This is a genomic window from Tunturiibacter empetritectus (assembly GCF_013410875.1).
Lineage (GTDB): Bacteria > Acidobacteriota > Terriglobia > Terriglobales > Acidobacteriaceae > Edaphobacter > Edaphobacter empetritectus.
The window spans coordinates 693,076-719,581 of the sequence record NZ_JACCCU010000003.1; the positions used below are offsets into that span (position 1 = coordinate 693,076).

Below are 26,506 nucleotides of genomic sequence, written 5' to 3' on the forward strand. Positions count from 1 at the left end.
TTGATCACTTTCATTGGAGAAACACTTACAGTGCGGCTCCTGCATGACATATGGCCGGATTTACCCGGACTCGGCTTAAATTCTCTGGGGAAGGAATTGCAATGAACCAGAACAGCAAGGTAAAAATCAAGCAGCTTAGTTCGGGAGTTCTTGGGCTTGACGAGATTCTGGGGGGCGGATTCCCGGAATTTTCGTTCAACATCATCGCAGGCGCACCGGGATGTGGAAAGACGACGCTGGCGCATCAATTCGTCTTCAAGAACGCCACTCCGGAGAGGCCGGCCCTTTACTTTACGGTTCTCGGGGAACCAGCCCTCAAGATGCTGCGCTATCAGCAGCAATATACCTTTTTCGATGCGACGAAACTGAACACTGCTGTTCGTTTCATAAACCTGAGCCAGGACTTGGTAGAACGTGGATTGAAAGGCGTGCTGGAAGAGATCACGAAGCAGGTGCAGGCTACCAATGCAGGCATTGTCGTGGTGGACTCTTTCCGAACTGTTCTGCGACGCGAACATCATGGCGACCGCGAAGTTGAGGTTCAGACTTTTGTGCAAGAACTTGCATTGCTTCTTACCAGTTGGGAGGCGACGACATTCCTTATTGGGGAGTACAGCGAATCTGAGTTGGTCGACAACCCCGTCTTTACCGTGGCAGACGGGCTCTTCTGGCTCTTTCAGCAGGTCGAGCGAAACTCCGTGGTGCGCAAGCTGCAGGTCATGAAGTTGCGCGGACAGATGTCTGTGCCCGGAATGCATACCTTTCGCATTACCGATGCAGGACTACAAGCTTTCTCTAGAACGTTGGGATTGGTAGGAACTCGAAGGAAAGATCCGGACCGGAGACGCCTTTCCACAGGTATCCCGGCACTTGACGAGATGATGGGTGGAGGCATCCCGGAAGGGGATAGCTTGTTGGTCGCAGGATCATCCGGTACCGGCAAATCGCTCATGGCCACTCAGTTCATCGCTGCCGGTCTTCGCGCAGGCGAGTCCGGCATTGTGGCGATCTTTGAAGAGCGACCTGACGAGTACGCCGATCGTGCTGCCGCCTTCGGCCTTGACCTGGGTGCAGCTTTGAAAGACGGTAGCCTTGAAGTCATCTATCTGCGGCCCCTCGACCTGTCCGTGGACGAGACGATGCAAGAGCTCATCGATGCGGTTCAGAGAACAGGCGCAAAGCGGCTGGTCATCGACTCGTTGGCGGGCTTCGAGATGGCGCTTGCTCCCGGATTCCGAACCGACTTCAGGGAATCGCTCTATCGCATGATCTTCGCTCTGACCGGAATCGGAATTACAATCCTGAGCACCCTGGAGATGGAAGAGTCATTCAATAAATTCCCCTTCAGTAGCTACTTAATCTCATTTCTCACCGACGACATTATTCGCATGCGCTATGTAGAAATCGAGGGCCAGCTGCGTAAGATTATGTTGATCATCAAGATGCGAGGCGGTGCTCATAGCAAGGACATCCGCGAATACGACATAACCTCGGACGGCATCGTGCTCGGCGAACGACCAAGAGAGTACGCTCACCTCATCACGGGTATCCCGGAACGGATAGAAAGCCCCCAAACGGAAGCTTTGGGTAAGCCGGGCATTGCGTTAGAGGCCAAAGATGGCAAGAAAGCTGAAAAATAACGCTAAGCCTGTCCAGGCAAATGTTACTGCGATAAACGAAGGTTTGATGCTGGGCCTGGTGCGCCAACACGAACTGACGGAAGTTGCAGAACTGTTGAACGCTCAGCTGCAGGAAGAAATCTCCGCGCGAAAAAGGGCGGAAGAGGCCCTCATCAACAGCGAGAAGCTCGCTTCTGTTGGGCACATGGCTGCTGTCCTTGCCCATGAAATTAATAATCCTCTCGCAGCAGTAACAAACGTCCTGTTTCTGGCCCAGACAACCAAGGGTCTTCCGGACGCAGCCCGTCAATATCTACAAATGGCCGATGCGGAACTCAGCCGCATCGCTCACATCACCCGTCAGACCCTCGGGTTTTATCGTGAGTCCTCTGCCCCGATAACCTTCCACCTCGCGATATTGTTTGACTCCGTTGTAAATTTGCTGCAAGCGAAACAAATCTCCAAGCGAGCCATCATCGAGAAACAGTGTGAAAAAGAACTCCAAATGACAGCTTTCCAGGGAGAACTGAGACAGGTAGTTTCAAACCTTTTGATGAATAGCCTGGACGCTATCGATGAGACAGGCAAAGTCACTCTGAGGGCCACTAGCTCGCGAGGCTGTAACGGGAGACGACCCCGTATCAGAATTACGATCTCCGACAATGGGAAAGGTATCAGCGACATCACTCTATCCAGGATCTTCCAACCCTTTTTCACCACAAAAGGAGATGTCGGAAATGGCCTGGGACTGTGGGTGAGCAAACAAATCGTCGAAAAGCACGGTGGATCGATTCAAGTTCGCTCCCACACGAAGGGACCCCGCCAGGGAACAACGTTTTCGATAGTCCTGCCCATCAGCTGTTTTTGATTTGATTTACCCGTGACACCGCTAGGTCGGCATATGGGAAACGCTAGAGCAAGGTAGTAGTTGGCGTAAAGTCGGCCGTTCCCCTTTGTTTGTCACTCCCAAAGGGAATCTGCGGTTGCCTCCCTACACACCAACAGTAAATCCGCCTTAGGTAACTGGTCGCGCTCGATCATCAGTTCCTGCCAGAAAAATTCTGTCAAGCCCCCAAACTCTCAAAAACCCACTAACCAACACATAAGAAACGAAATAGAGTCTCCCAAACTTGGCACTTTAGTTTCACTCCATTCGCTACACTGGATACAGAGATCAAAATCAAGCAAGCCCCGCAGGGATAGTCTCCCTCTGGGGCTAACTTGTTGATAGGAGCGTTTTTGTACGCAACCCATTTGTTATCTATATTTTGCAGGTGCTAGCTCGCTGTAAACTACTGAATACAAGCGACTTGCGCGCGGGTAATAGGGGGGGTACCCCCCTTGCGGGAAATGCCCGGAGACCGGGAGAAGTAGGAGAGATAGTGCCTAAACCGAGACCGGAACCTTCCCCGCCAGTTGCCGCAACACGTACTGCAGGATTCCTCCGTTCTGGTAGTACAGAATCTCCTGCGGGGTATCGATGCGGACGGTAGCCGAGAACTCGATTGTCTTCCCCAGATCGGACTCCGCGAACACCGTCACCACCTTGCCCTCAGCGAACTTGCTGTCGAGCATCGCCTTCAACTGACCCGGCGCATCCCCGATCGCAAACACCTCCTCGCCCGTCAGGTGCAGCGACTCGACACTCTGACCCGGCAGAAACTGCAGCGGTAGAATCCCCATCCCGACCAGGTTCGACCGGTGAATCCGCTCGTAGCTCTCCGCGATCACAAACTTGATCCCCAGCAGCCGCGGCCCCTTCGCCGCCCAGTCCCGCGAAGACCCCGAGCCGTACTCCTTCCCCGCAAGAATCGCCAGCGGCGTTCCACGCTTCGCATACTCCACGCTCGCATCGTAGATCGACATCGGCACATCCTCCGGCAGCAGCCGGGTCACACCGCCCTCGGTCCCCGGAGCCAGCTTGTTCCGCAGCCGAACATTGGCAAACGTCCCGCGCACCATCACCTCATGGTTGCCGCGCCGCGATCCATAGCTGTTGAAGTCCGAAGGCTTCACCCCATGCTCGATCAGGTACTTGCCCGCAGGCCCATTCAGCTTGATCGAACCCGCCGGCGAGATGTGGTCCGTCGTCACAGAGTCTCCCAGCACCGCCAGCACGCGAGCACCATGGATGTCTCCAACCGGAGCAGGCGCAGCCGGCATCCCATCGAAGTAAGGAGCCTTACGAATATAGGTCGAATCCGGCTCCCACCCATACGTCTCGCCATCCGGAAACTTCAGGCTCTTCCAGTTGTTGTCGCCATCGGACACCGTCGAGTACTGCCGGCGAAACATCTCCGAGTCGATCGACGAGTTCACCGTCGCCGAGACCTCCGCCTGGGTAGGCCATATATCCCGAAGAAAAACAGGCTTGCCATCCAGATCGCGCCCCAGTGCCTCCGTCTCGAAGTTGTGCGCGATGTGCCCCGCCAAAGCATAGGCCACCACCAGCGGAGGACTCATCAGGTAGTTCGCCCTTACCTCCGGCGAGATTCTTCCCTCGAAGTTCCGATTCCCCGAGAGCACCGACACCGCCACCAGTCCGTGATCCTCAATCGACTTTGAAACATCTGTCGGCAGCGGGCCGGAGTTTCCAATGCACGTCGTGCATCCATACCCCACCACCTGGAAGCGCAGCTGATCGAGATAAGGCATCAGCCCCGCCTTCATGTAGTAGTCCGTCACCACGCGCGAACCTGGAGCCAGCGAGGTCTTCACCCACGGCGGCGTGCTCAGCCCCTTCTCCACGGCCTTCTTCGCAAGCAGACCCGCAGCCATCATCACGTAAGGATTCGAAGTATTCGTGCAGGAGGTGATCGCCGCAATCACAATCGATCCGTGATCAAGATACTGATCCGGATCCACGCCGAACCTGGTCCGAATCGAAACATGCGGAGCCTCCAGCTGCGGTATAGTCTCATCGCTGATCGTTATCACCGGCACGATTGGAGCCTCCACCACCGGAGCCGAAGCCCCGACGCTGCTGCTCAGATCGCCAGACTCCGAAGCCGTTCCACCCTCACCCTCCCAGCGCACCATCTGCCGAATCACATGCTTGTTTCCATTCGGCCCCAGCAGTCCGGGCAGTTGTTCCTTGAAGCTTGCACCCGCCTGTGATAACGCAACCCGATCCTGCGGCCGCTTCGGCCCCGCAACACTGGGCTCGACCGTCGCAAGGTCCAGCGCAATCGTCGCCGAGTACACAGCCTCCTTCGCATCCGCCGTGTGAAACAGTCCCTGCTCGCGGTAGTAAGCCTCGACCAGCTCAATCTGCTCCTCGCTGCGCCCAGTAAGCCGGAGATACCGGAGCGTCTCCGCATCCACCGGAAAGATCCCGCAGGTAGCCCCATACTCCGGCGCCATGTTCGCAATCGTCGCACGATCAGCCAGCGGCAGTTCCGCGATCCCCGATCCATAGAACTCCACGAACTTACCAACCACGCCAAGCTTCCGCAGCATCTCGGTCACGGTCAGCACCAGGTCAGTAGCCGTTGTGCCTTCCTTCAACTTGCCTGTCAGCTTAAACCCAACGACCTGCGGCACCAGCATGCTCACCGGCTGTCCCAGCATCGCAGCCTCGGCCTCGATACCGCCAACGCCCCAGCCCATCACGCCCAGCCCATTCACCATCGTGGTGTGGGAGTCTGTGCCGACGAGAGTATCCGGATAAGCAAATGCGCGAAGCTCTTCGACACTGGCTTTGTGCCCCGCTACAGCCACAGCGTCAAGATTCTGTTTTGGCTTGGTCGTAAATACGACGCGAGCTAGGTATTCCAGATTCACCTGGTGGCAGATGCCCATCCCTGGAGGCACTGCTGAAAAATTATTGAATGCCGTCTGTCCCCACTTCAGAAACGCATACCGCTCGCGATTCCTTTGAAACTCCAGGGCGGCATTTAGGTCATACGCTCGCTGCGTGCCAAACTCATCCACCTGCACCGAGTGATCGATCACCAGTTCCGCGGGCTGCAGCGGATTGATCTTCTCCGGATCGCCCCCCAAAGCCTTCATCGCATCCCGCATCGCCGCGAGATCAACCACAGCGGGCACACCAGTAAAGTCCTGCATCAGAACCCGCGCCGGCATGTACGCAATCTCTCGCGAAGGTTCCGCATTCGGATCCCAGCAAGCCAGAAACTGGATGTCTTCCGCAGTCACGGTGCGGCCATCCTCATGCCGCAGCAGGTTCTCCAGTAGAATCCGCAGCGAGAAGGGAAGCCGGCTAAGGTCGACACCGGTTCCTTCCAGCGCCTTCAGGCGAAACAGGTCGTACGTGGTCTTCCCCACTGCCAGTGTGGACAAGCTCTTGAACGAATCAGGATGCGATTGGGTCGGCATGGTATCTTCTCCGAGGCGCGCTCTTGAAAGCGCGATGGTTGGGGCCGTGGTCACATCTTCGAACCGCAGACGGCAACGGCTGAAGCCTATCAAGTTTTCAGGGGAGGGGTCGAGCTAGCAGCGTCCACGGTCAGGGCGACCGTGGCGAAAGCGCTTCGTGTTGGGAAGACAGCCTGCCATCAAGCTGATTTTACTGCGTCCCGACTGGTTGCGGTAAAGCGCCTGACCCTCCCACCAAAGGGTGATTGCAAAACGCGGCAGGCTAGCGTACAAGGCGTCTCAACTACTAGACTCCACAGCATAACGCGCCGCACCAGCTATTGCGTCATCACTCGCAAAGTCAGCAATTATAAGAAAAAATGCATCTCATTCAAGAAGTTCGTGTTTATACCCGCAGCAGATACGAGGAGACTGGCAGTATGTACAAATCATTTCCCAGGTTTTTTTTAGGTTTATTGCTTGGCATCACATCACTTGCAGCAGCAGTGACACTCTCAGGCTGCCACAAGGGCGTAGAGCCTGCAGTCATCCCCGACAACTCGGGGCCCGACCCTGCTGATGCCAACATGGCGCCCGTAGACGGCAGCCAGCCTCAGGCCGCACCTGCCCCGGAACCCGCGCCGGCAAGAGTGCTCGGCATCCGTTCTCAATCTACGCCGCAGCAAAGCTCAGAGCAGTACACTCCGCAAGCAGCGCCGCCGCCGCAAAATGAGGCCTACACCGCTGCCCAGAGTGCTCAGCCCTCTGATCAGAACTACGACCAGAACTACAACTACAACGCCCCTCAGCAGTACGACGAGGCACAGGTAGATGCTGGCCAGCAGGCTCTGGAAGAGGCCAACGAGCCACCTCCACCACTTCCTCAATACGAACAGCCCGAAGCTCCCGCGCCCAACTACCTTTGGACTCCCGGATACTGGGGATACGCTCCCGTCGGCTACTACTGGGTCCCCGGCGCCTGGTGCGCTCCGCCCTTCTACGGAGCCCTCTGGACCCCCGGCTATTGGGGCTTCTTCGGTGGACGTTATCTCCTTCATCGCGGCTTCTGGGGGCCGCACATCGGCTTCTATGGCGGCGTCAACTATGGCTTCGGCTATACCGGCAGCGGTTATCACGGCGGCTACTGGCAGGGCCGCAACTTCTACTACAACCGCTCCGTCAACAACATCAACACCACGCGGATCACCAACGTCTATAACCGCACGGTCATCAACAACACAACCATAAACAACACCACCATCAACCGCGTCTCCTACAACGGCGGTCGTGGCGGCATCAACGTGCGTCCGCAGGCAGCAGAGATCGCAGCCAACCGCGGCCCCCGCGTTCCACCCATGTCGACGCAACTGCAAAACCAGCGCGAGGCCGCACAGAATCGTCAGCAGTTTTACAACGTGAACAAAGGTCGTCCCGCTCTGGTCGCCTCACCGCGTCCCATCGCGGCAGTCGCGCGTCCTGCGGTTCAGCCGGCGCGTCCCAATCAGCCAAACCCAGGCCAGCCAGGCACTCGTCCCGGCGAAGTCAACCGTCCCGGCCAACCAGCAGTACAGCCCACTCGCCCTGGCCAGCCAGCAGTACAACCCGGCCGTCCCGGCCAACCTGAAACGCGTCCCGGTCAGCCAAACACAGGCCAGCCGAATACGCGTCCCGGCGAAGTCAACCGTCCTAGCCAGCCATCGACACAACCTGCACGTCCTGGCCAGCCAGCCATACAGCCAGGCCGCCCCACACAGCCTGAAACTCGTCCCGGTCAACCGAAGCCTGGTCAATCGAATACGGGTCAGCCCAACATGCGTCCCGGCGAAGTCAACCGCCCCGGTCAGCCTCAAACTCGTCCCATGCTACCCGAGACTCGTCCGGCGCAGCCACAGGTCAGACCCACTCAGCCAGAAACCAGACCAGTGCAACCGCAGGTCCGTCCTGCCCAGCCACAGCCCCAAGCCCGTCCTGCCCAGCCACAGCCCCAATCTCAGGTTCGCCCTGCACCGCAGAGCAGACCTGCACCAACCCCACAAAATGTAGCCCGTCCTCAAAATCAACCGCAGCCGCGCCCTCAGCCTCAATCACGCCCGGCTCCTCAATCGCAATCACGCCCGGCTCCTCAACCGCAACCACGCCCGGCGCCGCAACCGCAGTCGCGTCCAGCGCCGCAACCTCAGTCGCGCCCCGAGCCTCAATCCCGCCCCGCACCTCAACCCAGGCAGCAGGCTGAATCAAGACCCGCTCCGCAGTCAGCTCCCCATGGAGAAGGAAAGCCACACTAAGGTACTTCGCCGCAGCACGTAAAAAGACCCGCTTCGCGCGGGTCTTTTCATTGTTCTCAATCGAAGCTCAATCAACCCTCTGGTGAAACGTCATCCTCGTGCCAGTCATGATCGCACTCATCGCACCTCCACAAGTTCGCTGGCTCAACTGCCTCGAGCACAGTCTCGTGGCTCCCGCACTTCGGGCAGGCCGGCACCGCAAACTCTTCCGGCATCGCCTCTTCGAGAGCCTTTCTAAACCGCTTTGCCAAGGGTTGCGACAACAGCGCTGCCGCGTCCTGCGCATCCTCAGGAGCCACCACAACGCGGGGTCCCCGAGTGTCCATCGGTGTTCCATCATCTGTCAGCACAGTGGATTCGATTCCCGCCTCCTTCAGAGCCAGCGAAGCCGCAGCCGCTCCGTATCCATCTTGATATTCAAAGACGCACTCTGCTGGTGCCAGCGCAGCATACGCCCGCAGATCCGCCAAATCATCCTCGCTTAGCACCTTCGCCTCCGCGCGCTCTGGAGCCGCCGAATCCTTCAGCCCGCGACGCGACATCTCGCCACGCAGAGCCTCCTGCGCTATCTCCGTCAGGTCGCTCATTCCCCGAGCCAGTCCCACCAGCTCCTCATCACCGTAGCTCGCATAGAGCGTTATCAACTCCTGGTACTGCGTCGCATCGCCAGTCATTCTCTTCTCCCGCTCAACAGCTTACAGCTCTCCTCGTTTGACTTCATCTCTCACCATGCCTAGCCTCAAAGTTGCGAACTAAATTCGCATCCCACAGGAGCGCGTCACGAATGCAGGTAAGCGAATGAAGGTTCTGGTAATCGGTGGTGGCGGCCGCGAGCATGCCATCGTATGGGCTCTCCTTAAATCATCTCAGGTCACTGAGGTTGTATGCGCTCCCGGCAACGGCGGCATCGCCTCGCTCGCCCGCTGCATCCCCTGCAATCCCGGCAACCTCCACGAGCTCGTCAACATTGTCGCCATCGAGCAGCCTGCCCTCACGGTCATCGGCCCTGAGCTGCCGCTCTCCCTTGGCCTCGTCGACGAGCTCACCAAACGTGGCCACCGTGTCTTTGGCCCTACTCAGGCCGCTGCCCGGCTCGAAACCAGCAAAGCCTTTGCCAAAGAGTTTATGCAGCGCCACGACCTCCCCACCGCCGAGTACGGCATCTGCACCACCCTCGCGCAGGTCCGCGAAGAACTTCCCCGCTTCACCGTCCCCATCGTCGTCAAAGCCTCTGGTCTAGCCGCCGGCAAAGGCGTCGTCATCTGTGAGACCCACCTACAGGCGGAAGCCGCGGCTGCCGAGATGTTCAGTGGTTCTCTTCTCGGCACAGCAGAGGAGGCAGTTGTCCTTGAAGAGTTCCTTACCGGCGAAGAACTCTCCTTCTTTGCTCTTTGCGATGGCACTCGCGCCATCGAAATCGCCTCTGCGCAAGACCACAAGCGCATCGGCGAAGGCGACACCGGTCCCAACACGGGTGGCATGGGCGCCTACTCCACCGATGGCATTGCCACTCCCGCCATGCGCAACTGGCTCCTCCACAATGTCGCGCAGAAGGTCGTCGACGGCATGCGCTCCGAGGGGGAACCCTTCAAGGGCATTCTCTTCTGCGGCATCATGATGTCTCCACGCGGCCCAATGGTCCTCGAGTTCAATACACGCTTCGGCGATCCCGAGACAGAAGCCATCCTCCTTCGACTCGAGACCGACATACTCGACCTGTTCAACGCCTCCATTGATGGCACCGCCAACCAGCTCACCATTGCGATGCGTCCCGGCGCCAGCGTCTGCATCGTCGCAGCCAGCGGAGGCTACCCCGGCAAGTATGTCTCAGGTAAACCCATCTCCGGCCTACCCGACAAAGCAATTCAGGGCGAATCCAAACAGGAAGACGTATTTATCTTCCACTCCGGCACGGCGATCATAGACGGAAAGATTGTCACCTCTGGAGGACGCGTCCTCGCGATCTCCGCCACTGCGCCTGATCTCCAGACTGCCCTCGACAAGGCTTACTCCGAAGTCGCAAAGATCTCATTTGAAGGCATGCAATTCCGCCGCGATATCGGCCATCGCGCCCTGCGCTAGCTGCTGCTTAAACCTCTTCCTTCGTGTCACTGCAATCTTTGTTCTCGTTCCCAGCGTGGCAGAGGAATCTGCGTCTCGCTGCTCGAAGGCTTCCACAAAGCCGCCGCTGGGGCCCAAAGCATCTACGGCACTGGCATGCAGTTCGCCTTTCTCAACCACCGTTAGGAGTTCGCTCCGCAAGCCCTCTCGTCAAGGTTCGCCAAACTCATGAAGCACGCCGATCATGCGTTAGTGAAACTCGAGCTCGACATGTACTGGCTCGCCCAGGCCGGCCAGGATCCGCTCACCGTGCCCGCTACGCCAACCGCGTCCGTCTTCTCCACCTCAAAGGCCGCATCGCCAACGCCCCACCGGCTTCGTCATGGACCCACCGCCAAGCACATCACCAAGCTAGGCAAGGGGACGCTGAACTGGCCAGCCATCTTCGCCCAGGCCCACAAGCAGGGCATCCGCTATGCCTGCCTCGATCAGGACGAAACCGCACTCCCGATCGACAGCCTCAAAGAAAACTTCGCCTACCTCCAGACGGTCAAGGCACAAAGGACAGTTCGAGAGCGTCAACAGACTCCCTCGGCCGAGTGCGAACACCGCATGCACGCTCTGCAAAACGTGTGATTCATTCGATGAGCGCAAATCATCAACGTGCTCCCGGTCATCGTTACTGCCACCTCACACCCATGCGAAGGTAGGTTCCCGCCAAAGAATGCCCCGGCGAAGATAAAACCCAACCCCAGCGCCATCGTTCCGAGGATGCGTCTGCGTCCATGCGTCCGAAACCCCTTCACCAGCGCCATCACGCCCAGCGCGGCCACCCCGACCGCCAGCGTACGATGCGTCCTTTCTTCTCCCGGAATGAAGCGAGCCATCACCACGGACATCGAGATCAAAACCGGAGTTATAGCACAGTGCACTACACAGAGAGCAGAAGCCCATGTACCAAGGCTATCCGCAGAAAAGGCTGAAGCACGCAACGAGGAGGTCATCAGAGAAACTCTTTCGAAAAGCAAAGTCGAGTCAGTGCACTCAAATACTATTGATATCCTATTATCATTTAGTGATTACAGTCATCCTTCCATGGAACAGACCTACCCGCTGTCTATCCAATCATCCTAAGCCGCCAACTTTACGCGGTCGTCACTGCGGGCAGAATCTCCGACACGTCCACCCATTGTGTTGGGTAGTCCCCGGTATAACAGGCAGTACAGAAGCTCCCAGGAGACAGCCCATCCACCTGCTCCCCCTTCGTACAAGCGTGCGTCAGCCCCACCAGGCTCAAATACGCCAGCGAATCCGCCTCCACAAACGCGCAGATCTCAGCGATCGACTTATTCGCCGCGATCAAGTCCTTCTTCGAAGGTGTATCTACCCCATAAAAACAAGGCGAGATCGTCGGCGGACAAGAGATTCGCAGATGCACCTCCGTCGCCCCGGCCGCCCGCACCATCCTCACAATCTTCCTCGACGTCGTGCCGCGAATGATTGAGTCGTCGATCAAAACAACGCGTTTGCCTTCCAGCAGATTTCGCATCGGGTTCAGTTTCATCCTCACGCCAAAGTCCCGCACCCTCTGCTCGGGCTGAATAAACGTTCGTCCCACATAGTGATTTCGAATCAGACCAAAGTTAAACGGTATCCCCGACTCTGCCGCGTACCCAATCGCCGCCGTCACGCCCGAGTCCGGCACCGGCACAATCAAATCCGCCGGCACACCCGATTCTCGAGCCAGCTGGCGTCCCATCTCTTCGCGCGACTGCTGCACCCACCGCCCGTAGATCTTCGAGTCGGGGCGCGCAAAGTAAACATGCTCGAATACGCAACTCGCCTGCGGGGTCGTCGTGTTGAAGTAGCGGCTGGTCACGCCATCTTCAGACACCATTACCAACTCACCGGGCTTCACGTCGCGCTCGTACTTCGCATGCAGCAGGTCGAACGCGCACGTCTCACTTGCGAAGACAAACGTATCCGGGGCTCCGTCCTTGCCTTCAATCCGGCCCATGGCCAGCGGACGAAACCCATGCGGATCTCTCGCGGCAAAGATGCGGTTTCGCGTCATCATCACAATGGAAAATGCGCCCTGCACCTGTGTCAGGGCCTCAGCCATGCAGTCAATCAGCGTGTTTTTCGTGGAGTGCGCAATCAACTGAATGATGATCTCGGAGTCCGACGTGGTCTGGAAGATCGCGCCATCGCGTTCCAGCCTCTCCTTCGCCGTTCCCAGGTTGATCAGGTTGCCATTGTGAGCAATCGCAATCAAACCCTTCGTGCTCTCCACCGAGATCGGCTGCGCGTTCAGCAGCGCCGAGTCACCCGTCGTCGAATAACGCGTATGTCCAATCGCGATGTGGCCCGGCAGCCTCGCCAGCACATCATCGGTAAAGATCTCCGACACCAGCCCCATGCCTTTGATGTCGTTAACCTGCTGCCCATCCGCGGTGGCAATGCCCGCCGACTCCTGCCCACGATGCTGCAAAGAATACAGTCCCCAGTAGGTCATCCGCGCCGCATCGTGATGGTTATAGATGGCCATCACGCCACACTCTTCGCGTAGTTTGTCGAACGGGGTCTCGTCTTCTTCGTCTAGATCTACTTCTTCCGTTGCCAGCTTCTTTTGATCGTCACTCCGCAGCAATGTTGCGACTTCTCGTTCTACCACAAACTCATCCTGAACCAGAAGATCGCTCATGCCGTCACCACCTCTGCGGCCAACTGTTCTTCCAGAGCGCCTGTCCACGATCCCTTCAGTGCGGCGATTGGTTCATCAATCACTTTCTTCCCATTGATTACACACTCGTAGTTGCCTGCGGTGACCTCTCCCAGCGGAGCCATCCACATCTTTGGATGCGCAGCCAACTCGGCCCGAATCGCTTTTACCCGTTCTGGATCTGCGGAAACGATCACCGAAGAGCTAATCTCGCTGAAGAACCGCTCCTTCAACGCAAACGGCTCGGTCTCAGAGACGTTCATCGATACGCGTAGACCCAACTCGCGAGGGAAGCACGCCTTCGCCAACGCAACTGCCGAGCCGCCATCCGAGATATCAGTTGCCGAAGCCAGCAGGCCCTTCGCCGAGAGGGCTGCAAGAGCCTTATGCAAGGCAGCCTCTTCCGTCAGGTTCAACAAAGGTGGAGCGCCCCAAAGCTCGTGCATCACGGTCTTCGCATACTCGGTCGATCCAAACTCCCTCTCGATTTTCCGTCCTTCACCTTGAAACGCCGAGAGGAACAGGATCGCGTCTCCCGCTTTGCGAAAAGCGGAGGGTACAGCTTTTGTCACATCGTCGATGATGCCAACGATTCCCAAGACCGGCGTCGGATAGATCCCCTCGCCTTTGGTCTCGTTGTAGAGCGAGACATTGCCACCTGTAACCGGAGTTCCCAGAGCGATGCAAGCCTCGGCAATCCCATCGATCGACTGTGAGAGCTGCGCCATAATCTCGGGCTTCTCCGGGTTGCCAAAGTTCAGGCAGTTGGTAGCCGACACCGGCATCGCGCCGGTGCAGGCGACCTTTCGGGCAGCCTCGGCGACTGCATGCATCGCGCCCAGCTTCGGGTCGAGATAGGTCCAGCGTCCGTTGCCCGCCAGCGCCATCGCCAATCCGCGATCGCCTTTTACGGTGTCGGTGAACTCGTGGGAAGCGTCCGGCGCGACGACGGGGTTCGCTGCATCCTGGTTGTCGGTGGCAAGTGTTGCCTCGCCCTTGGGGGTCGAAGAGGCCACCAATTCGGCTAACTTACCGAGCAATCCCTCATGACGCACTGCTCCTGCACTTTTGCTGGTGCCTTTGATCCGGATCACGCCAGCTTCACCGCCGGGACCCTGTACTGTGTTGGTCTGGACCATTGAGTCGTACTGCTCGAAAACCCAACGCTTGTCGCAGATATTCGCGCTCGCCAGCAGCTTCTTCAAGTCCGCTGTGTAATCACTTGGCTTCTTCAACTCTTCCAGCACGTGGGCTGGAGGATCGAGCGGCACCGGGGCCTTCCAGACGCCGACCGGGCGGTGGTAGAGCGGGGCATCATCGGTGAGCGAGCGATTCGGGATATCCGCGACGAGCTCGCCATGCTGCGTGATCACCATATTCGGCTTCTCGGTTACGACTCCGACGATCGAAGCATCGAGACCCCACTTGGCGAAGACATCCAGAACTTCCTGCGCTCGGGGCTTGTCGGCCACCAACAGCATTCGCTCCTGCGACTCGGACAACATAATCTCGTAGCTCGACATTCCTGTCTCACGCTGCGGGACCAGATCCAGCTCCACCGTCAACCCAAGATCGCCACGAGCACCCATCTCGCAGGTCGAGCAGGTTAGACCAGCAGCGCCCATATCCTGAATCCCGAGGACTGCGCCGGTCGCCATCGCCTCAAGGCAGGCCTCGAGCAGCAGCTTCTCCAGGAACGGATCGCCCATCTGCACGTTGGGCCGCTTCTGCTCCGAGCCTTCGGTGAACTCTTCGCTCGCCATTGTGGCTCCGTGGATTCCATCGCGGCCTGTCTTGGCGCCGACGTAGATCACTGGATTGCCAACGCCGGTGGCCTTTGCGTAGAAGATCTCATCGCTGCGCACCAACCCGAGGGCGAACGCGTTCAGCAGTGGATTGCCGGAGTAGCAGGCTTCAAAGCGCGTCTCGCCGCCAACGTTCGGGACGCCGAAGCAGTTTCCATAGCCTGCGACGCCATGCACGACGCCGGTGGCGATCTGGTGATTCCTGCGGCGCAGGGCTTCATCCGGCTCAGCCTCATCGAGTGGTCCAAAGCGCAGCGAATCCATTACGGCCAAGGGACGCGCGTTCATGGTGAAGATGTCGCGGAGGATCCCGCCTACACCCGTGGCTGCACCCTGATAAGGCTCGATGTAGCTGGGATGGTTGTGCGATTCGATCTTGAACGCGCAGGCCCACCCGTCGCCTACATCGATGATTCCGGCGTTCTCTCCGGGGCCCTGCACCACGCTTCCCGGCCCGGTCTTGCGCTCGCCCTTGGTGGGCAACCGCTTGAGATGCACTCGCGATGACTTGTAGGAGCAGTGCTCGGACCACATCACCGAGAAGATCCCTAACTCAGTCAGGGACGGGGTACGTCCGAGGGCTGCTTCGATGCGCGTGTACTCGTCCGGGGTGATACTGTGCTGCTTGAGCAGCGCCGGAGTAATGGTAGCTGGGGAGGGGGCTTTGTCTTGCTGGGCTTGCAGATTTGGCATGGCTCGCTACTTAAGATTGTCGCACGTTGGAAAAACGCTGTCCTGCCGGACGGCCCTCCTGCGCGGAGGGCGGGCGTTCGCACGCCTTTTTAGAGCTTCGCGTGGTCCTTCCGTTGGTCGGAATGATGATTCCTCGCGACCAACGGGAGCGCCAAGCGAAGCGGTATACCCATCACGAAGTGATCGCCTCGCGCGTAGCGAGCCTGTCCGGCAGACACTTCCACTCAACGCCGCTCGAGCGCGGCGCGATCCCACCTTGCGACATCGGCAGCTGCGCTGTAGGAGCTCTCCAGAAAGTCCATCACCGCCTTCTCCGGAGAGGCCAGCGCACGTACTACGTTGTATTTGAAGACAAACTCTCCCAACGCTTTATCCCAACCTGCGCCATCGGGCCGAATCTTCGCATCGGCGAGGCCGTCGGGCACTGGAGCTGCGTAGCAGTAGAACGCCGCTGTACCGTAGCCACCGTTGCCTGGCCAGAATCCGGCTGAGATGACCTCGTGGGAGTACGCCTCGCGCTGAATGCTGTCCGCTCCTGGCCGGGGCGGCGCGGGCCTGCCGGAGAACCGGGTGACTGCGAGATCGAAGCTCCCCCAGAAGAAGTGCACGGGGCTTACCTTGCCGAGGAAAGCTGTGCCCCAGGCGCGAAAGACCTTCTCTGCGTGGGCTAACACCTGCCAGAAGCGATGCGCATAGTCCGGATCATAGGAGGCGTGCTCGGTGTCGAGATCGAACCTGATCGGCTTCGCCAGCTCGCAGGGCATGGGATCGATCTTCACTGCGACGCCCAGCTCCTTCAGGCATCCGAGATACTCTGCATAGAAGTCGGCGACGCTGCGGGGCCTCAGCTTCATTGTCTGGTTTGCGCCGGAGCTCATGCGGAGATGGAGCTCATGGGCGACGAAGTCGAACTCGATGTCGAGCACGTCGTCTTCGTAGTCCATCGCCGAGGTGCCCAGTCCGCGGGCGGTGACGTAGAGGGGCACATTCCACCAGTGGTTCTGGAGTGGAGTCAGAGCCAGGCGGGTCTTGCCGACGATCTGGGTCCACATGTGCAGGGTATCGGCGGTGTCTGCCCAATCACTCCACGCAAGCTCAGGCCACTGCGCGACTCCACTCATAACGTCCTCCTGAATTCCCAAGACCCAGTAGCGGAAAGCATACGCCGCGGCGGGGAATCTAGCTTCCGGTGCTGCCGAAGCCGTTTGCTCCGCGTGGAGCTGCGACGAGCTCGCTTACTTCTTCGAAGGCTGCTTCGATCCGGCGCACGATGCGCAGCTGAGCGATCCTGTCTCCAGGGTTGATCTCTACTGCTTTCGTGCTCAGGTTGGTCATTACGACCTTGATCTCGCCGCGATACCCCGGGTCGATGACGCCGGCCAGGGTGGTGACTCCTTTTACGGCGAGTCCGGAGCGGTCTTCGACCAGCGCTCCATGGGTGGAGGGGAACTCCATTGCCACGCCCGTTGCTACCGGCATCGTGGTTCCGGCGTCGAGGGTTGCGGCTGCGACTGCGTAAAGATCCGCAGCGAGATCTCCGAACTCTCCGGTGTGAGCGTACCTGGGCAGCTGAGCCTCGGGCTGCAACTTCACCACGCGAATCCGCACGACATCTCCTGGCTCCAGCGCCATCAAAAGCCTCCAAAAAACTTCGACCGAACTCTATTTTTACCCGAATCGGAGTTGGGGACCGTTTATCCACATCCCGCGCCGCATCTTACGTTTTGGTATCCCACCTTTGGGGGAGAACCACGGGTTCATTTTTCGTCTTTTCCTCGCTCATCGGGCGTCCAATAAGGAGCGAGGGACGTCTTGATATGCAGTGCCCGAAACAACAGGAGAGCCGTATCGTGGCCATCAACGCCGAACAGCTGACTGCAACTCCTTTGCGCGTCATCACTGACCCTACGCCGACCGTCTGGTTGAAGCGCCTGATCGACAGCGGCACCCTTTATATCCCGCAGAACCTGAATCCCAGCCAGTTTGCTACGCTGCAGGCCATTACGCTGCTGCTGTCGCATCCGGGGTCGCGTTATGCGGCTTGCCGGCTGGACGCCAGCCTGACCACGAGCGCGGGCGAGGCCGAGGTCGATGCTCCGGCTCCTCCGATCTCCTTCGACTATCGCCTGGGCCTGGACGAGCTTGAGACGATTACCCGCACTCGCACCGGCTACTCCTTCACGGAGCTCCACACCGACCTGCAGGACGCCATCCTGAGCCTGATCGCCACGCGCGACCTGATCAGCCGAAGGCTCGACCTTGCCCGCTGGCTCGCAGACCTCCATAGCCATACCCTGGCGCTGGCTGCCTAAGGGTTTTGCTGCGCTGGAGCCGGGCAACGAGGGGTTTAAAAGCCGGTTCCCAAGATCGGCCTTTCTTCCTAGTCTTCCTCGTCTTCGATATCGTCTTCGTCTTCTTCATCGTCGAGGGCCAGGTCGGCTCGGGGATCGTAGTCTTCGTCGATTTCAATGGTGGCTCCGGGCTGGGCCAGGTCGAGGCCTTCGGGACTAGACTCTACGTCGCGAACGACTCTGGCTGCGTAGGGTTTGGTGATGAGGCTGGAGGCGTTGTTGGAGGCGAGCTGCAGACCGTAGAGCAGGGCGGTGGCGCGGCGGATGTCGAGATTGCCGGTGGCGAGGGCGTTGATGACGGTGGAGAGAGCGACCTGGACGGACTCGCGGTCTTCTAGGGTGGTGAGCTCGATGTGCTGGCCGGCCATAAGGTAGCCTCGGGCGGCACCGGTGTAGCGGAACTTCTGGTGGCTTTGGTGGAGGCGGGAGTGGAAGTAGCACCAGGTCTGGCCGGTGAGCGATGGGGCCTGGCAGCGGGTGCCGTTGGCCTTGACATGGCGACAGAGCGTGTATTGCATGGGTTTCCTCCGGGGGTACCCCCCCTTATTGCCTGCGTGTAAGTCTTTTGGCTGCATGGAGATAGCGGGAGATTAGACCTCTAAATACGTGCAGGCAAAGGAGTTACGTGCAGATATGTGGCAGCAAAGGACTTAGCTCCTTTTGCTGGGTGATGGTGGTAAATACGGAAGCCCCGGCCTGTTGGCTCGGGGCTTTTGTGTTCTCTGCTTCTATTTTACGGCATGGAGGGAAACTAATACGCCACGGGTAAGTTGCTGTGTGGTTTGGGTTTGGCGGTTTTCGGGGCTTGACAAGATTTCTTGACAGGGTTTTATGGGCCGACCGCTGCGGGCAATGGCGAGGAGGCAAACCTTAGTGAGCAGGATGCAGGACCCGGCGAAAATCTAACAGCAACAGCAATGGCAAAAACAACAGCAACGGCAATGGCAAGAACAACAGCAACGGCAATGGCAAGAACAACAGCAAGATCTGGCAGGGTTGGATTCTACTTTCCCACTCATCGCAAAGAGCGCGATGAATGGGGCACCCGATTTTTTGGGGGAGGGAAAGGAGCGCGCGCTGCGAAACTACAAGTAATTTAGTAGGCGCTGGCTTGGGTGAGCTGGTTTAGGGCAGCTTGGTCGAGTTTGAGGTCTACGGCGGCGAAGAGGCTTTCGAGCTGGTCGGTGCTGGTGGCGCTAGCTATGGGTGCGGTGATGGTGGGTTGGGCGAGGAGCCAGGCGAGGGCGATGGAGGCTTGCTTCGCTCCGGTTTGTTCTGCGACTTCGTTGAGGGCTGCTAGGATTTTTTTGCCGCGGTCGTCGAAGTATTTTTCTACGCGAGAGCCTCGGTTCTTCCCTTTGGTATCTTCGATGGTCTTGTACTTGCCGGTGAGGAAGCCGCTGGCGAGGGAGAAGTACGGGACGACGCCGAGGTGGAATTTTTCCGCGATGGGGGCCAGGTTTTGTTCGTAGTCCTGGCGGTCGTAGAGGTTGTACTCGGGCTGGAGGGTTTGGTAGACGGGGAGGTTGCTGAGCTGGGCGAGTTCGACGGCCAGGGTGAGGCGTTGGGGTTTGTAGTTGGAGGCGCCGATGTGGCGGACTTTGCCTTGCTGGATGAGCTGCTGGTAGGCCTCGAGGGTTTCGTCGAGGGGCGTGGACTCGTCGTCCTTGTGGGACTGGTAGAGGTCGATGTGGTCGGTCTGGAGGCGGTGGAGGGAGGCTTCGACGGCTTCGAGGATGTATTTTTTGCTGAGGCCGGATTTGCCGTCGCCCATGTCCATCCCTACTTTGGTGGCGAGGACGATCTGGTCGCGTTTGCCTGATTGCTTGAACCAGTTGCCGAGGATGATTTCGGATTCGCCGCCGCGATGGCCGGCGACCCAGCGGGAGTAGACATCGGCGGTGTCGATGAAGTTGAAGCCGCGATCGGTGAAGGCGTCGAGGATGCTGAAGGAGGTGGGCTGGTCGATGGTCCAGCCGAAGACGTTGCCGCCTAGCATGAGGGGGACGATCTGGAGGTTGGTCTGGCCTAGGGGTCTGGTTTGCACGTGGTCCTCTGCGCTGTTCGATGCGGGGCAGGACGAAAGGATTCCGTTGCGCTTAGTCACCCCACAAACGAAGACCTGTTTGCGGAGTCGGCGGTCACTTTGTGACTTGTATACCGCTTCGGTTGGCGCTCCCGCTGGTCGCGATGAAATATGGTTCCGCTAGACAACCCTGCGGGGCCGTGCGATCCATTTCATCCAGCGCCGGCTAGTTCATCCAGCGTTTGTCGTTGGGGTTCTTGCGGAGTTCGTCGGGGTCGACGTAGCGGCCGTCCTTGTCGAAGTGGACCTCGCGGTTCTGCTTCTTCATGTAGACCTCGAACTTGCGGGCGGCGCGGCGACGCTTCCAGCGGTAGTAGCGGTTGCGGACTCCGAAGTACTGTTCGGAGAGGCCGAAGGCGAGGCCGCGGCGGGGGGCGAATTTGACGAAGAGGCCGCCGCAGAGAGCTCCCGAGAGCTGGATGAGGGCGTTGAAGCTGTCGGCCTGCTTGAGGAGGATGGCGACGGCGATGAGGATGTAGATCGCGACCATGTACTTGGCCTTGATGCGAAGGACAAACCAGAGGAGAAACTCCTGATCGCCGAAGATCATGGCGATGGCGACCATGAGGCCGAAGATGCCGGACCAGGCTCCGGCGGCGACGATGTCGGGACGCAGGCCGAGGACGTGAGTGAAGGAGATGGCGGAGGCGAGGAGGGCGCCGCCGATGACGGAGGTGAGGTAGAGCTCGGCCAGCCAGCGGCCGCCGAAGGAGGGCTCGAGGAGGGAGCCGGTGAACCAGAGGGTGAGCATGCCGAAGAGGATGCCGAGGATGCCCTGTTCGACGAAGGAGTAGGTGAGGAGTTGCCAGATTTCGCCGTGGAGGACGGCGAAGGGCTCGAGGATGAGGTGGGAGAGGAGGACGGCTTGAAGCTGTGGGGCGAGCCAGCGAAGGAGGAGCAGGCCGAAGAAGGAGCCGACGTTCAGAAGGATGAGCTTGCGGGTGGTGCCTTCGAAGGCGGGGAGAGCGAGCGAGATGGGGCCGGAACGGGGCATGCTTTTGTTATTTCATCATAGGTTCTCCGGTTCGACGGTGGGGAGTGTTTGCACCGATTTGCGCAGACGGCGTCGATTTTTTCATCAAAATGGGACGGCTTGCGGTTATTCTCCGGATTTACTCCAACGTTGTTTTCCGGGTTTAGTCGATGCGATCTTCGAGCTGCACCTTGACCTTGTCGCCGGTCTGCTTGCCGATTGCCTTGCGGATGTCGACTTTTACGGGGAGTTTGTGGGTGCCGTCGCCGAGGGCCATGAAGGAGCTGCGAAAGGGCTGGCCGTCGATCTTTCCAGTGACTTTAACGAGACCGCGCGTGCCGAAGAATTTTACTGAGTCGGGCCAAACCACGTAAGTCCAACCACCTTTTGCAGGGCTTTTTTGCAGGGTGGCGGTGAAAGTTTTGTTCAGCATTGGGTGTGTGACCTCCTGTCATCCGGAGATGAGCTCAGTTTGCCTGGAGCAATACTAGTCCTGAAATGACGGAAGGAGCTACGGCGGGATGATGAGACATACTGTGATTGGAGCTGTTTTCCAGCGCTGTGTCCTGCCGGACGGGCGCCCTGCGCGGGCGGCGGTCACTTCGTGACTTGTATACCGCTTCGCTTGGCGCTCCCGTTGATCGCGACGGAAGATGATTCCGACCAACGGGAGGACCAAGCGAAGCTTTAAAGAGGTGTGCGAACGCCCGCGCTCCGCGCAGGAGGCCCGTTCGGCGGGACACTTATTTTCGCTGTGGGGTGGGGAGGACGGCTGCGCTGCGGTGGCCGGCGGGGTCGACCGAGCGGACGGCGAAGACCACGTTATCTTTGGAGATGGCCAGCTTGAGGCTTAGGGCGGAGCCAGCGGATTCGGAGTCGGTCCAGACGGGTTGGTCGGTCTCCCGAAAGACGACCTCGTAGGTGGTGTTGGCGGGGGCGCCGACGGGGGGCTGCCAGGTGAGCTCGGTGTTGTTGTCGAGGGCGGTAGTGAGGATGCGGACGTTCTGCGGCTGGCCGGGGGCGGAGGCGAGGGTAGCGAGGGTGGCGGCGTTGAGACGGGCTACGTTGGCGACGTAGGAGAAGTCGACGTACCGGAGGAGGTCGCCGAACTGGGTGTTGTTTTCTGTGCGGACGTCCTGGTGCTGGTGATCGAAGTTTTCTGTCCACTCGGTGAAGCGGACGGCGGCGAAGCCCTCCTGGTTGAAGCTGGTGTGGTCGCCGCCGCGGAGGAAGCGGTCGCGACGGAAGATGAGGACGGGGTGGAAGGCGGGGACCATACGCATGAGGTTGTTGTGGACGCGGCTGCCTGGGGGGTTAGGTGCGTGCTGGGAGGTGGGATGGAAGTAGGTGGCGCCGACGTCGACGATGGTGCGGGCTAGCTCACGGGATGGGGAGTCGCCTTCGGCGCCGAGGGTTTCGATGGCGCGGAGCTGCTCGGGGGTGGCGTTGGCGGGGATGCCTTCGGAGAAGACGCGGACGGTGGTCTTGTCCTGGATGTTGGGGGGGGTGGAGTTGCCGGGGGTGGTGTCGCCGCCGACGATGTCGTTGTTGAGGACGGCTTCGAGCTGCCAGTTTTCTGCACGGGCGAGTTTGGCGAGGTGGGCGCTGCCGTTGAGGCCTTGCTCTTCTCCGGCTACGGCAACGAAGACGATGGTGCTGGGGAGTTTGAGTTTGCTGAGGACTCGGGCGGACTCGAGGGAGACGGCGACTCCGCTGGCGTCGTCGTTGGCTCCTGGGGCTGGGTCGTGGGTGTTTTCGTTTTTGGAGTTGCGGGAGTCGTAGTGGCCGGTGACGAGGACCATGCGGGCGGCCTGGGCGGGGTCGGTGCCGTGGAGGATGGCGTAGACGTTGCTGATTTTGGTGGGTTTGGTGATGCGGGCGTTGGGTGCGGTGCCGGCGGGCTCGGTGAAGGTGTCGCGCTTTACTTGGAGGCAGTTGCTGCAGGCTGCTGAGATGGATTTGAATTCGGACTCGATCCAGTCGGCTGCGGCGTTGACGCCGGTGTTGGGGGCGAGGTCGGTGTCCAGGCTGGAGAGGGTGCTGCGGTTGTTGAAGGAGACGAGTTTGGTGATGGTGGCTTTGATGTGGTCGGGGGAGACCTGGGCGAGGGCGGCGGCGATGACGGGGTCGGCTGGCGCGGGGGTGATGGGCTTGCCGGTGGGGAGGGGTTGTTGCGCGTGAAGGAGGGTGCAGGCGAACGCAGAGGTTGCGAGGAGGTGAGAGAGGGCTGGGCGTGCGGATCGAGCGATCACGAATTTCTCCTTGTGCAAAAAACCGAAGTACGGGGTAGATCGTATGCTTGACGTAGGCGCGGGAGGGCCGCTAAATAATAGCAAGGATAAATAGCAAGGACGTCCCCGGGGATGTTCCTGTAATCCTATAGACGGGCGAGTGGGCCCAAAGATCCTGGAGGCACGATCATGGCTGTTGTTTGTCCTGAATGCGATAACCCGATTGTGGTTGACGTCGATGAGGTGGAAGAGGGAGAGACGGTGCAGTGCGATGAGTGCGGCGTCGATCTCGAGGTGGTTTCTGTGGATCCGCTGGAGCTGGCGGCTGTCGACGAGGCGGGTTATGACGATGAAGATGTGACGCATACCGACGAAGAGGAAGAGGAGTAACGGCTGATCTGGATGGGGATAGCCGTATACTGAAAACTATGAAGCGTACCGGGTTCTTGCTCCGTTCGTCTGCTGGTAAAGTGATCCTCGCCTTTTGTTCGATGGTGGTTGTCGCGGGTGCTGTGCTGTCGGTCTATGCGGTGGCGGAGCAGCGGGGCCCTGTGCAGCGGGTTGTGCAGGGCAAGGTGATGGATAGCGGCGGGGCGATTGTGAAGGGTGCGGTGGTTTATCTGAAGGATGACCATAGCCTGACGGTGAAGAGCTACTTTTCCGATGACGAGGGCGGCTACCGGTTTGGGCAGCTGGCGCAGAATACCGACTATGAGATCTGGGCGGAGAGTAATGGGAAGAAGAGCGCCGTGAAGACGATCAGCTCGTTCGATAACAAGAATCAGTTTTTTATTGATTTGAAGATTGGGAAGTAGCTCGCCCTGGTCTCGTACAGATAAAAGATATGTCCTGCCGGACGGGCCTCCTGCGCGGAGTGCGGTCACTTCGTGACTTGTATACCTTGTCCTGGTTTGGTCGACATGCTTGGTCCTCCCTTTGGTCGGAAGGAGGACCTTGGGCTGGTTGCGGGAACGCGCTAGTCGGCGATGCCTGGGTTGGGTGGGTCTACGCCCAGGGCTGTGGCTAAGGCGATGAGGTGGTCCTGCTCCTGCATGAGGATCTCGCGGATGGACTCGCCGATGGCGAACTCGTTGAGCTCATCACACTGCCGGATGCGGCGGCGATAGTTTCGGATGGTCTCGGTCTCGTTTTCGAGGTCAAAGCGGAGCATGTCCTCGTTCTTTTCTGAGGTCTTTACAGGCTTCGGGGTGACGGAGGGCATGCCGCCGAGATAGTCGATGTGGTTGGCCAAGGCGATGGCGTGGGCAAGCTCTTCGGTGGCGTGGACCGCGAGCTCGTCGGCGATGTTCATGTACTGGGCGCCTTTGAGGACCTGCGAATAGTTCACGTAGGCGATGATGGCCTGATATTCGCGGGAGAGATCTTCGTTGAGGAGGTCGATTAGTTTTTCGCGGGTGATGGCGGTGGGTGTTGCGCTTGCTTTTTGGTCGGACATGAATTCTCCAGTTGATTCTGCGGTAGTGGTCTCGCTTGTGAGATGCAGGAATGGAAGTGCACGTTGGGGCGGCGAGGGAACGAATCAGCTTTTGCTGCGTTAGCAGCTGCGACAGCAGATTCCTCCGCGTTGTTGCGGAATGACCAAGGAGCCGGATAAACAGCAATGCCAGCAAACGGGTAGCTAAACGGGAAAGGACTTTAGCCAAGTGCGGAAGGCGGGGCCGAGGTCTTTGTGTTTCAGGGCGTACTCTACGGTGGCGCGGAGGTAGCCTTGTTTGTCGCCGGCGTCGTGACGCTTGCCTTCGTAGACGAAGCCGTAGACTTTTTCGTGCTGGAGGAGCGCCTTGATGCCGTCGGTGAGTTGGAGTTCGCCGCCTGCGCCGGGGGTGATGTGCTCGAGCATGTCGAAGATGCGCGGGGTGAGAATGTAACGGCCGATGATCGCATTCTGCGAGGGCGCGTCTTCGGGTTTGGGTTTTTCGACGAGATTTTTGACGGCGAGCAAGCGCGGGTTTTTGGGGTCGGGCGTGCAGTCGAGGCAGCCGTAGTTCTGGATGGCCGCGCCTTCGACGATCTCTGAGCCGAGGATGCTGGACATCTCTCCGTTCGCGGCTTGGGTTTCGTTGAACGCTTCGACCATCTGCTTCATGCAGGGGGTGGTGGCGTCGACGAGGTCGTCGGGGAGGATGACGGCAAAGGGCTCGTTGCCGACGAGCTCTTTGGCCATGAGGACGGCGTGTCCGAGGCCGAGGGGTTCGGGCTGACGGGTGTAGGTGATCTTGGCGAGCTTTGAGACCGAGCGGGCGACTTCGAGGAGGGCGGTTTTGTTCTTGGCGGCGAGGGAGGCTTCGAGCTCGGGGCTGGAGTCGAAGTGATCTTCCATGGTGGACTTGCCGCGGCCGGTGACGATGATGATCTCGGTGCAGCCGGCGGCTACGGCCTCTTCGACGCCGTACTGGATGAGCGGCTTGTCGACGAGACATAGCATCTCTTTGGGCATGGCTTTGGTGGCGGGAAGGAAGCGGGTGCCCATCCCTGCGGCAGGGAAGACGGCTTTGCGGATTTTTTGGGGAGTCATGTTTGATGTCATCAATTTTGTTGGATGCAGGTTGACTTTGAAAATGCTAACAGGGCTGGAGGAATGGTGGAATAGCCCGATCGGGTCGGGAAGAAAGTTGGATCTTTGAAATCAGTAGGGCAGCTTTTATGGGCGGTTGGGCTAAGGAGACTATGCCGTAAGTGCGGGGTTGAGTTTGTACGATTTTTTTATCGGCTTGGCCCGCTGAATGCGCGATAGACGTTTGGGGGTGTGCATGGCTTCCCACAGATCTGTCCGGCGCTGTGTGTTCAGCCAGAAGTCGGCGGAGTTGCCGAAGACACGCCCCAGGATCAAGGCAGTATCTGCGGTGATGGCGCGGCGGTTACGGCACAGCTCATTGATATGTTTCCGTGGCAGTCCCGCTTTTTCTGCTAACTCGATCTGAGTTATGTTGAGCGGTTCCATGAACTCTTCCGTCAACATCTCACCTACTGTGACTGGCTTTCTTTTTGTGTTCAACATAGAGGTTCTCCGATACCGGCTTCCAGATTCAAACTGACAGCATGATGTTCAGCGATAAGAATGATTGTCTAAGTAGACTTGAGCAGCTTTGCCGCCGCTCCATTGGAATACCAGCCGCCATTGATTGTTGACCCTGATTGAGTGCCAATCCTCCAATTTACCTTTCAACTTCTCGAAGTGGTTGCTGGGTGGGACGCGAAGGTCTGCGTCGCTGGTTGCATCGTCGAGCAACTGCAATTTGCGGAATAGCCTGTCTTCGAGGTCGGCAGGGATTCTCTTCGAACGAGTATCGTTTTCGAAGAAGTTCCTGAGCCAGGTTTCGCGCCAACTCGTAATCATTGTAC

Annotated in this window: 25 protein-coding genes; 9 read left to right on the forward strand and 16 right to left on the reverse strand. The window is 58.9% G+C overall.

What is annotated here, in order from left to right; genetic code table 11:
• The first annotated feature begins 101 nt into the window (after positions 1-101).
• On the forward strand, positions 102-1,640 hold the full coding sequence (locus HDF08_RS20725; RefSeq protein ID WP_179640541.1) for an ATPase domain-containing protein: 1,539 nt from the start codon (positions 102-104) through the stop codon (positions 1,638-1,640).
• Positions 1,618-2,487, forward strand: a complete 870-nt coding sequence (locus HDF08_RS20730) for a sensor histidine kinase (protein WP_179640542.1) — start codon at positions 1,618-1,620, stop codon at positions 2,485-2,487. The genes HDF08_RS20725 and HDF08_RS20730 overlap by 23 nt, the downstream gene beginning before the upstream one ends.
• Before the next feature lie 518 nt (positions 2,488-3,005).
• Here the strand turns inward: HDF08_RS20730 and acnA are convergent.
• Entirely contained in the window at positions 3,006-5,957 is a 2,952-nt protein-coding gene (acnA, locus tag HDF08_RS20735) for an aconitate hydratase (protein WP_179640543.1), read from the reverse strand.
• Between the two features lie 419 nt (positions 5,958-6,376).
• On the opposite strand from acnA, the gene HDF08_RS20740 reads away from it, so the two are divergent.
• Positions 6,377-8,221: a hypothetical protein gene (locus tag HDF08_RS20740; protein ID WP_257031311.1), complete on the forward strand. Its 1,845-nt coding sequence runs from the start codon at positions 6,377-6,379 to the stop codon at positions 8,219-8,221.
• A 71-nt stretch (positions 8,222-8,292) separates the two neighbouring features.
• Here the strand turns inward: HDF08_RS20740 and HDF08_RS20745 are convergent, their stop codons facing one another.
• Positions 8,293-8,895 (reverse strand): hypothetical protein, encoded by a 603-nt coding sequence (locus tag HDF08_RS20745; protein WP_179640544.1) that lies wholly within the window; start codon positions 8,893-8,895, stop codon positions 8,293-8,295.
• A gap of 124 nt (positions 8,896-9,019) precedes the next feature.
• On the opposite strand from HDF08_RS20745, the gene purD reads away from it, so the two are divergent.
• Positions 9,020-10,303: a phosphoribosylamine--glycine ligase gene (gene purD, locus HDF08_RS20750; RefSeq protein ID WP_179640545.1), complete on the forward strand. Its 1,284-nt coding sequence runs from the start codon at positions 9,020-9,022 to the stop codon at positions 10,301-10,303.
• Between the two features lie 207 nt (positions 10,304-10,510).
• On the forward strand, positions 10,511-10,918 hold the full coding sequence (locus tag HDF08_RS20755) for a hypothetical protein (RefSeq protein WP_179640546.1): 408 nt from the start codon (positions 10,511-10,513) through the stop codon (positions 10,916-10,918).
• On the opposite strand, the gene HDF08_RS20760 is transcribed toward HDF08_RS20755, so the two are convergent.
• From HDF08_RS20760 to dut, 5 genes are all read right to left on the reverse strand, one after another.
• Positions 10,861-11,286: a MerC domain-containing protein gene (locus tag HDF08_RS20760; protein WP_179640547.1), complete on the reverse strand. Its 426-nt coding sequence runs from the start codon at positions 11,284-11,286 to the stop codon at positions 10,861-10,863. The genes HDF08_RS20755 and HDF08_RS20760 overlap by 58 nt on opposite strands.
• 140 nt (positions 11,287-11,426) lie before the next feature.
• Entirely contained in the window at positions 11,427-12,830 is a 1,404-nt protein-coding gene (purF, locus tag HDF08_RS20765) for an amidophosphoribosyltransferase (RefSeq protein WP_257031328.1), read from the reverse strand.
• 152 nt (positions 12,831-12,982) lie between these two features.
• Positions 12,983-15,502 (reverse strand): phosphoribosylformylglycinamidine synthase subunit PurL, encoded by a 2,520-nt coding sequence (gene purL / locus HDF08_RS20770; protein WP_179640548.1) that lies wholly within the window; start codon positions 15,500-15,502, stop codon positions 12,983-12,985.
• A 224-nt stretch (positions 15,503-15,726) separates the two neighbouring features.
• Positions 15,727-16,623 carry a DUF5996 family protein gene (locus HDF08_RS20775; protein WP_179640549.1) on the reverse strand — a complete coding sequence of 299 codons (897 nt, stop codon included), beginning with the start codon at positions 16,621-16,623 and terminating at the stop codon, positions 15,727-15,729.
• 58 nt (positions 16,624-16,681) lie between these two features.
• Complete coding sequence (gene dut / locus HDF08_RS20780) at positions 16,682-17,134, reverse strand: dUTP diphosphatase (RefSeq protein ID WP_179640550.1); 453 nt, start codon at positions 17,132-17,134, stop codon at positions 16,682-16,684.
• A gap of 218 nt (positions 17,135-17,352) precedes the next feature.
• On the opposite strand from dut, the gene HDF08_RS20785 reads away from it, so the two are divergent.
• Positions 17,353-17,814 carry a gluconate 2-dehydrogenase subunit 3 family protein gene (locus HDF08_RS20785; RefSeq protein WP_179640551.1) on the forward strand — a complete coding sequence of 154 codons (462 nt, stop codon included), beginning with the start codon at positions 17,353-17,355 and terminating at the stop codon, positions 17,812-17,814.
• Positions 17,815-17,882: 68 nt separating this feature from the next.
• On the opposite strand, the gene HDF08_RS20790 is transcribed toward HDF08_RS20785, so the two are convergent.
• The gene (locus HDF08_RS20790) at positions 17,883-18,371 is read right to left on the reverse strand and encodes a hypothetical protein (protein WP_179640552.1); all 489 of its coding nucleotides are present in this window, start codon (positions 18,369-18,371) and stop codon (positions 17,883-17,885) included.
• A gap of 300 nt (positions 18,372-18,671) precedes the next feature.
• On the opposite strand from HDF08_RS20790, the gene HDF08_RS20795 reads away from it, so the two are divergent.
• Complete coding sequence (locus HDF08_RS20795; protein WP_179640553.1) at positions 18,672-18,953, forward strand: hypothetical protein; 282 nt, start codon at positions 18,672-18,674, stop codon at positions 18,951-18,953.
• Here the strand turns inward: HDF08_RS20795 and HDF08_RS20800 are convergent.
• The 4 genes from HDF08_RS20800 to HDF08_RS20815 all read right to left on the reverse strand — a co-directional run bounded on the left by HDF08_RS20800 (position 18,950) and on the right by HDF08_RS20815 (position 23,164).
• Positions 18,950-19,900 (reverse strand): aldo/keto reductase, encoded by a 951-nt coding sequence (locus HDF08_RS20800; RefSeq protein ID WP_179640554.1) that lies wholly within the window; start codon positions 19,898-19,900, stop codon positions 18,950-18,952. The two genes, HDF08_RS20795 and HDF08_RS20800, sit on opposite strands and share 4 nt — an antisense overlap.
• Before the next feature lie 205 nt (positions 19,901-20,105).
• On the reverse strand, positions 20,106-20,933 hold the full coding sequence (locus HDF08_RS20805; protein WP_179640555.1) for a rhomboid family intramembrane serine protease: 828 nt from the start codon (positions 20,931-20,933) through the stop codon (positions 20,106-20,108).
• 142 nt (positions 20,934-21,075) lie between these two features.
• Complete coding sequence (locus HDF08_RS20810) at positions 21,076-21,345, reverse strand: DUF1905 domain-containing protein (protein WP_179640556.1); 270 nt, start codon at positions 21,343-21,345, stop codon at positions 21,076-21,078.
• Between the two features lie 310 nt (positions 21,346-21,655).
• Entirely contained in the window at positions 21,656-23,164 is a 1,509-nt protein-coding gene (locus tag HDF08_RS20815) for a M20/M25/M40 family metallo-hydrolase (protein ID WP_373563246.1), read from the reverse strand.
• A 168-nt stretch (positions 23,165-23,332) separates the two neighbouring features.
• On the opposite strand from HDF08_RS20815, the gene HDF08_RS20820 reads away from it, so the two are divergent.
• Together HDF08_RS20820 and HDF08_RS20825 are read left to right on the forward strand one after the other, a co-directional pair.
• Entirely contained in the window at positions 23,333-23,533 is a 201-nt protein-coding gene (locus HDF08_RS20820) for a hypothetical protein (protein ID WP_179640557.1), read from the forward strand.
• 38 nt (positions 23,534-23,571) lie between these two features.
• Entirely contained in the window at positions 23,572-23,958 is a 387-nt protein-coding gene (locus HDF08_RS20825; RefSeq protein WP_179640558.1) for a carboxypeptidase-like regulatory domain-containing protein, read from the forward strand.
• Between the two features lie 161 nt (positions 23,959-24,119).
• Here HDF08_RS20825 and HDF08_RS20830 read toward each other — a convergent pair whose 3' ends face one another.
• The 4 genes from HDF08_RS20830 to HDF08_RS20845 all read right to left on the reverse strand — a co-directional run bounded on the left by HDF08_RS20830 (position 24,120) and on the right by HDF08_RS20845 (position 26,501).
• Complete coding sequence (locus HDF08_RS20830; protein ID WP_179640559.1) at positions 24,120-24,599, reverse strand: ferritin-like domain-containing protein; 480 nt, start codon at positions 24,597-24,599, stop codon at positions 24,120-24,122.
• Between the two features lie 183 nt (positions 24,600-24,782).
• Entirely contained in the window at positions 24,783-25,679 is an 897-nt protein-coding gene (galU, locus tag HDF08_RS20835; RefSeq protein ID WP_179640560.1) for a UTP--glucose-1-phosphate uridylyltransferase GalU, read from the reverse strand.
• Positions 25,680-25,829: 150 nt separating this feature from the next.
• Positions 25,830-26,162 carry a HigA family addiction module antitoxin gene (locus HDF08_RS20840; RefSeq protein WP_179640561.1) on the reverse strand — a complete coding sequence of 111 codons (333 nt, stop codon included), beginning with the start codon at positions 26,160-26,162 and terminating at the stop codon, positions 25,830-25,832.
• Between the two features lie 48 nt (positions 26,163-26,210).
• Complete coding sequence (locus HDF08_RS20845) at positions 26,211-26,501, reverse strand: type II toxin-antitoxin system RelE/ParE family toxin (protein ID WP_179640562.1); 291 nt, start codon at positions 26,499-26,501, stop codon at positions 26,211-26,213.
• Positions 26,502-26,506: the final 5 nt, after the last annotated feature.

What these genes read in the sequence shown, in the direction of transcription:
- HDF08_RS20730 (WP_179640542.1), top strand. Translation starts at nt 1,618, where the DNA reads ATGGCAAGAAAGCTGAAAAATAACGCTAAGCCTGTCCAGGCAAATGTT.
- HDF08_RS20805 (WP_179640555.1), bottom strand. Translation starts at nt 20,933, where the DNA reads ATGCCCCGTTCCGGCCCCATCTCGCTCGCTCTCCCCGCCTTCGAAGGC.
- HDF08_RS20745 (WP_179640544.1), bottom strand. Translation starts at nt 8,895, where the DNA reads ATGACTGGCGATGCGACGCAGTACCAGGAGTTGATAACGCTCTATGCG.
- HDF08_RS20810 (WP_179640556.1), bottom strand. Translation starts at nt 21,345, where the DNA reads ATGCTGAACAAAACTTTCACCGCCACCCTGCAAAAAAGCCCTGCAAAA.
- HDF08_RS20775 (WP_179640549.1), bottom strand. Translation starts at nt 16,623, where the DNA reads ATGAGTGGAGTCGCGCAGTGGCCTGAGCTTGCGTGGAGTGATTGGGCA.
- HDF08_RS20760 (WP_179640547.1), bottom strand. Translation starts at nt 11,286, where the DNA reads ATGACCTCCTCGTTGCGTGCTTCAGCCTTTTCTGCGGATAGCCTTGGT.
- HDF08_RS20840 (WP_179640561.1), bottom strand. Translation starts at nt 26,162, where the DNA reads ATGTTGAACACAAAAAGAAAGCCAGTCACAGTAGGTGAGATGTTGACG.
- HDF08_RS20725 (WP_179640541.1), top strand. Translation starts at nt 102, where the DNA reads ATGAACCAGAACAGCAAGGTAAAAATCAAGCAGCTTAGTTCGGGAGTT.
- HDF08_RS20825 (WP_179640558.1), top strand. Translation starts at nt 23,572, where the DNA reads ATGAAGCGTACCGGGTTCTTGCTCCGTTCGTCTGCTGGTAAAGTGATC.
- purF (WP_257031328.1), bottom strand. Translation starts at nt 12,830, where the DNA reads ATGGCCATCTATAACCATCACGATGCGGCGCGGATGACCTACTGGGGA.
- galU (WP_179640560.1), bottom strand. Translation starts at nt 25,679, where the DNA reads ATGACTCCCCAAAAAATCCGCAAAGCCGTCTTCCCTGCCGCAGGGATG.
- HDF08_RS20830 (WP_179640559.1), bottom strand. Translation starts at nt 24,599, where the DNA reads ATGTCCGACCAAAAAGCAAGCGCAACACCCACCGCCATCACCCGCGAA.
- HDF08_RS20820 (WP_179640557.1), top strand. Translation starts at nt 23,333, where the DNA reads ATGGCTGTTGTTTGTCCTGAATGCGATAACCCGATTGTGGTTGACGTC.
- dut (WP_179640550.1), bottom strand. Translation starts at nt 17,134, where the DNA reads ATGGCGCTGGAGCCAGGAGATGTCGTGCGGATTCGCGTGGTGAAGTTG.
- acnA (WP_179640543.1), bottom strand. Translation starts at nt 5,957, where the DNA reads ATGCCGACCCAATCGCATCCTGATTCGTTCAAGAGCTTGTCCACACTG.
- purD (WP_179640545.1), top strand. Translation starts at nt 9,020, where the DNA reads ATGAAGGTTCTGGTAATCGGTGGTGGCGGCCGCGAGCATGCCATCGTA.
- purL (WP_179640548.1), bottom strand. Translation starts at nt 15,502, where the DNA reads ATGCCAAATCTGCAAGCCCAGCAAGACAAAGCCCCCTCCCCAGCTACC.
- HDF08_RS20790 (WP_179640552.1), bottom strand. Translation starts at nt 18,371, where the DNA reads ATGCAATACACGCTCTGTCGCCATGTCAAGGCCAACGGCACCCGCTGC.
- HDF08_RS20845 (WP_179640562.1), bottom strand. Translation starts at nt 26,501, where the DNA reads ATGATTACGAGTTGGCGCGAAACCTGGCTCAGGAACTTCTTCGAAAAC.
- HDF08_RS20740 (WP_257031311.1), top strand. Translation starts at nt 6,377, where the DNA reads ATGTACAAATCATTTCCCAGGTTTTTTTTAGGTTTATTGCTTGGCATC.
- HDF08_RS20755 (WP_179640546.1), top strand. Translation starts at nt 10,511, where the DNA reads ATGAAGCACGCCGATCATGCGTTAGTGAAACTCGAGCTCGACATGTAC.